General features: G+C 73.4%; 2 protein-coding genes. Both read left to right on the plus strand.

What is annotated here, in order from left to right; translation table 11 throughout:
• Positions 1-238: 238 nt before the first annotated feature.
• Entirely contained in the window at positions 239-1,450 is a 1,212-nt protein-coding gene (locus ACGFIR_RS31550; protein ID WP_393008855.1) for a cytochrome P450, read from the plus strand.
• Between the two features lie 58 nt (positions 1,451-1,508).
• The coding region (locus ACGFIR_RS31555) for a beta-ketoacyl synthase N-terminal-like domain-containing protein (protein ID WP_393149030.1) at positions 1,509-5,753 on the plus strand (4,245 nt) is incomplete at its 3' end.

Genomic DNA, 5,753 nt, shown 5'->3' on the forward strand with positions numbered 1-5,753 from the left:
TCGGCCTCGAACCCGGCCGCGAACTCCAACAACTCCAACAACGCATCCTCGAACACGACGCCAAAATCCAGACACCCGTACTGGTCGGCTGAACCCCGCACCAGTCACCGCCTCCTCCGCGATTACCCGGGCGTGGATCGTCTGCGGGCAACATCAGGAGCGCGCGCGGCGGTCCGTGACGCCTGGCGCACCGGAGGCCGACGGCATTCCTGCCCAGCGATCACAGCGAGGGGACGACATGGCGAACAAGTGTCCGGCACACGGGCATCCGATGCTCATGGACGACGACTACTTCTCCAGCCCGTACGCGGCGTACGCGCTCTACGCGTCACTGCACGAGCAGGGCCCCGTCCATCGGACCTGCCTCAGCGACCACGGTCCGGTGTGGCTGGTGACCGGTCACACGGAGGTCTACGCCGGGCTGCGCGACAAGCGCCTCGTGCGGCCCCGGGAGAACAGCAACGGGGACTTCACCAGCAAGCGCTTCCCGGAGGGCGAGGCGACCGGCACGATCGTCACCCTCGATCCGCCGGAGCACACGCCGCTCAAGAAAATGATCAACTTCACCTTCCTGCCCCGCAACCTGGAGACCTTCCGCCCCCGGGTGCACGAGCTGGTCAAGGCCCAGCTGGACATGATCGAGGCAGCGGGCGGCGGCGACCTGGTCGAGGACTACGCGGCCGTCCTGCCGATCACGATCGTCTGCGACGTGCTCGGCATCCGCGAGGAGTACCGCAAGGACCTGAAGTACTGGGCGGACCAGGTGTTCAGCGGCGACAACGAGACCAACGCGATGGTCCGCACGAAGATGTCGCAGTTCATGCACATGGTCCGGGAGGAGAAGGAGAAGGAGCCCGGCGAGGACCTCTTCTCGTACTGGATCCACGCCAAGAACGACGACGGGGAAACGGCGCTCAACGTCTACCAGCAGATGGCTCTGGCCCTGCTGACGATGCTCGGCGGGTACGACACCACCGCCGGCATGATCGGCCGGGGTGCGCTGGCGCTGCTGGACGACCCGGAGACGCTGGAGCGGCTGCGCAAGGACCCGGACCTGTTCGACGTGGCCGTCGAGGAGCTGCTGCGCAAGCACGGCTCGGTGCACCACGGCTTCCGCCGCTTCGCCACGGAGGACATGGTGATCGGCGACACGAAGATCGCCAAGGGCGAGACGGTGCTGCTGCACCTGACCGCGGCGGGCAACGACCCGAAGCGGTTCCCCGAGCCGCAGGTGCTCGACATCGACCGCGAGGACAAGGCGCACGTGGCGTTCGGCGGCGGCCCGCACTTCTGCTCGGGTTCGGAGCTGGCCCGGATGGAGACGACCATCGCCCTGCGTGAGCTGTTCACCCGTTTCCCGAACATCAAGCTCGCCGCGCCCCGGGAGTCGCTGAAGGTACGGCGTACCCCGCTGGTGCCGGCGCTGCTGTCCCTCCCGGTCACCGTCTGAGCCCTTCCCCACCCCCGGCCCGCATCACAACTCCTGTCCGACAAGAGGTTGTTGAACCATGCCGCGTACCGATCTGCTCCGGCCCCTGCCCGAACTGCTCCGGACCAACGCCGATCGCCGCGGCACCCGGATCGCGTACGCCGACTCGCGGCGGAGCGTGACCCACACGGAGTTGGCGGACCGGACGGCCCGGCTCGCCGGCCACCTCGCCGACCTCGGCGTGTGGCCGGCGGACCGGGTCGTCGTCCTGCTGGACGGCGTCACGGCGGTGGAGGGCGTCCTCGCCGTCGTCCGGGCCGGCGCGATCGCCGTGCCGCTGGACCCGGCCCTGGACGACGCCGAGCTGGCCCGGCTGGTCGAGGACGCGGGCGCCGACGCGGTCATCACCGACGCCACCAACGCGGCGCGGGTGTCCGTGTCGGTCCTCGTCGTGGACGGCGGGTACGACGGCGAGGCGCACTCGTTCGAGGAACTGGCGACGACCGACCCGTCGTCGCCGCCCCAGGACGATCCGGGCCTCGACGACCTGGCGCTGCTCAGCTACACGGCGGGCACGGTCGGCCCCCGCAAGGGTGTGCTCTCCACGCAGCGCAACCTGCTGTGGCCCGCCGCCGCGGCGGCGTACGTGGCCGGACTCGGGTGCGCCGAGGACGACCGGGTGCTGTGGATGCTGCCCGTGCACGCCTGGTTCGGCCAGCTCGTCGCCGCCACAGCGACGGGGGCGTCGGTGCGGCTCGCGGGCGACCTGTCCCCGGACCAGCTGCGGGCCACGCTCACCGCGGAGGCCAGCACCGTGCTGGTGGGCACCGGCACGACGTACCGGGCCCTGCTGGACGTGCCGGGCCCGGACCCCGAGGGGGTACGGATCGCGCTGGCCCTCGGGCCGGTGGACGCCACGCTGCGCCGGCCCTTCGAGGCCGCGTTCTCCGCGCCGCTGCTCACCGGCTACGTGACCACCGAGACATCCGGCCTGATCGCGGTGAGCTGGCCGAACGGCGACGCGGAACGGCGCTGCCTGCCCCTGCCCGGGTTGAGCGTGCGGGTGGTCGACCCCGGGTCGGGCGCCGACCTGGGCCCCGGTCAGGAGGGTGAGGTCTGGGTCAGCGGCCCGAACGTGATGGCGGGCGGCTACCACGACCTCGCCGCCGAGACGGCCGAGGCGCTGCGCGGAGGCTGGTACCGCACGGGTGACCTGGCCCGCCGGGACGACTCCGGGCACCTCGCGATCACGGGTCGGCTGGCCGAGGTGGTTGAGGTCGGCGGCGAGCGGGTACGGCTGGACCGCGTCGACGCCGTGCTGGGGACCGTGCCCGGGGTGCTCGACGCGGCGGTCTGGGCGTCCCCGGACGGGCCGGTCGCGTGCGTGGTCGGTTCCGAGGTGGACGCCGAGCGCCTGCTGGCGGCGTGCCGTGCCGAGCTGTCCACCGCGGCGGTGCCGGTCGAGACGTACGTGGTGCGGGAGATCCCGCGCACCGCCATGGGCAGCCCCGCCCGCCACCGGCTCGCCGGGCTGCCCGGTCGCCTGCTCTGCGTGGCCGCGTCGCGGCACGACTCGCTGCACGCGCTGCGCTGGGAGCCGGCGCCGGACCGGAACGCCGGACCGCTCACCTGGTCGGTGGCGGGCCCGCCCGAACTCACCGCCGGCCTCGCCGACGACGGCACCGCCGTCGACAGCTACGCCGATCCCGCCGCGCTGGCCGAACTGCTGACCCGGGTGCTCGACGAGGACCGGCCGACGGACTTCCGCCTGGTCGTGCTGACCCGCGGCGTCGTGCACGGCGACGGCGCGACGGAACCCGGCCAGGCCGCCGCGTGGGGGGTGGCGCGGGCCCACCAGCTCCGCCGTCCCGACCGGCTCGTGCTGCTCGACGCCGACGAGGTCACCACGGACGTGCTCCGCGCCGCCGTGGCGTCCGGCGAGGACGTGCTGGCCGTACGCGGGGGCGAGCTGCTGCTGCCGCGGTACGCGGCCGTCGCCGCCCGGCCCGGCGGCGCACCTCAGCAGGGCAGGGTCGCGCTCGTCGCCCGGTCGTACGACGCGGCGCTCGTCCGCCACCTCGTGGCGGCCCACGACGTACGTGAACTGGTCCTGGTGGGACCGGACGACGTGCCCGCCGGCGCGCCGGCCGAGCTGGCGACGCTCGGGGCGGAGACCTCCGTGCACGCGGGCGTGCCCTTCGACCGGGAGACGCTGGCGGCCGTGCTCGGTGACCGGCCGGTCACCGCCGTCGTGGCGGTGGACCTCACGGCCGAGGAGACACTGGCGCTGCACGAGGCGACGACCGAGCACGCCGGCACCGCACTCGTGCTGCTCACCGGCGGCCAGGACGTCGCCGCCACCGCCGTAGCCGACGCGTTGGTGCGGCACCGGCGTACGCGTAACCTGCTCGGCGTCTCCGTCGCGTGGGCCGCTCCGGGCTTCGCCGAACTGCCCGTGGCGCGGCGTGTCGCCCTGGTCGACGCCGCGCTGGCCTCGGGCGAGCCCTGCGTGGTCGCCGCGCGTCCCGTGGTGGCCGCCGAGGTCGACGCCGAGGCCACCCGGGCCGCCCTCACCGAGCGGCTGCTGGCGGTGCCGGAGGCCGACCGGCTCGGCCTGCTGCGGGACGTCGTACGGGCCGCGACCGGCGAGGTCCTGCGGGACCAGGCGCCCGCGACGATCGACGGCGGGACGCCGTTCCGCCAGCTCGGCTTCGACTCGCTCACCGCCGTACAGCTGCGGGGGCGGCTCTGCGCCGCGACCGGCCTGAACCTGCCGGCGAGCCTGGTCTTCGACTACCCGACGCCGGACATCGTCGCCGGCCACCTGCTGGACGCCCTCGGCCTGGGCGCCGCCGGGACGCGACCGGCCGCCGTCGAGACCCACGACGAGAGCGAGCCGATCGCGATCGTCGGCATGGCCTGCCGCTATCCCGGCGGCGTCACCTCCCCCGACGACCTCTGGCGACTGGTCGCGGACGGGGTGGACGCGATCGGCGAGTTCCCCACCAACCGTGGCTGGGACCTCGCGGCGCTGTTCGCAGGCGACGGGTCGGGCACGTGCAGCTCGACGGCCGGCGGCTTCCTGTACGACGCGGACCAGTTCGACGCGGAGTTCTTCGGCATCAGCCCGCGCGAGGCGCTGGCCATGGACCCGCAGCAGCGGGTGCTGATGGAGACCGCGTGGGAGGCGCTGGAGCACGCCGGCATCCCACCGACCTCGCTGCGGGGCAGCGACACCGCCGTCTTCACGGGTGTGCCGGTGCAGGACTACGGCCGGAGCGGGCACAGCGAGGACGACGGGGTCGACGGGTTCCTCATCACCGGCATCGCGAGCAGCGTGGCGTCCGGCCGGATCGCGTACGCCCTGGGCCTGGAGGGGCCGGCGATGACCGTCGACACGGCGTGCTCGTCGTCGCTGGTCGCCCTGCACCTGGCCGTACGCGCGCTGCGCTCCGGCGAGTGCGCGATGGCGCTGGCGGGTGGCGTGACCGTGATGTCGGGGCCGGAGACCTTCACCGAGTTCTCCCGGCAGAACGGCCTGTCCCCCGACGGCCGGTGCAAGGCGTTCTCCGACGACGCCGACGGCACCGGCTGGTCGGAGGGTGTGGGTGTGCTCGTGGTGGAGCGGCTGTCCGACGCCCGCCGCAACGGTCACCGGATCCTCGCCGTCGTACGCGGCACCGCCGTCAACCAGGACGGCGCCTCCAACGGGCTGACCGCCCCCAACGGACCCTCACAACAACGGGTCATCCGCGCCGCCCTCGCCAACGCCGCCCTCACCCCCGACCAGATCGACGCCGTCGAAGCACACGGCACCGGCACCACCCTCGGCGACCCCATCGAAGCCCAGGCCATCCTCGCCACCTACGGACAACACCGCGAACGACCCCTCTGGCTCGGCTCCCTCAAATCCAACATCGGCCACACCCAGGCCGCCGCCGGCGTCGGCGGCATCATCAAGATGATCCTCGCCCTGCGCCACGGGCTGCTGCCCCGCACCCTGCACGTCTCGGAGCCGACCCGGAAGGTGGACTGGGCGGCGGGAGCCGTGTCCCTGCTGACCGAGCCGGTCGCGTGGCCCGCGGGTGACGACCGTCCACGGCGGGGCGCCGTCTCGTCCTTCGGCATGAGCGGCACGAACGCGCACGTGATCATCGAGGAGCCACCCGCCGTCGCCTTGGAAGCCGCCGACGCTCCGGACATCGCGGTGCCGCATGCCGGCAACACGGCGCCGGTGGTGCCGTGGCTGTTGTCGGCCCGCTCCGAGCAGGCCCTACGGGACCAGGCCCGCCGCCTGCACGAGCACCTCACCACCCACCCCCAC

Source organism: Micromonospora sp. NPDC049051 (assembly GCF_043197575.1).
Classification (GTDB): Bacteria; Actinomycetota; Actinomycetes; order Mycobacteriales; family Micromonosporaceae; genus Micromonospora.

Bases quoted from the DNA above. Each gene is read 5' to 3' on its own strand.
- ACGFIR_RS31550 (WP_393008855.1), top strand. From the start codon at position 239: ATGGCGAACAAGTGTCCGGCACACGGGCATCCGATGCTCATGGACGAC.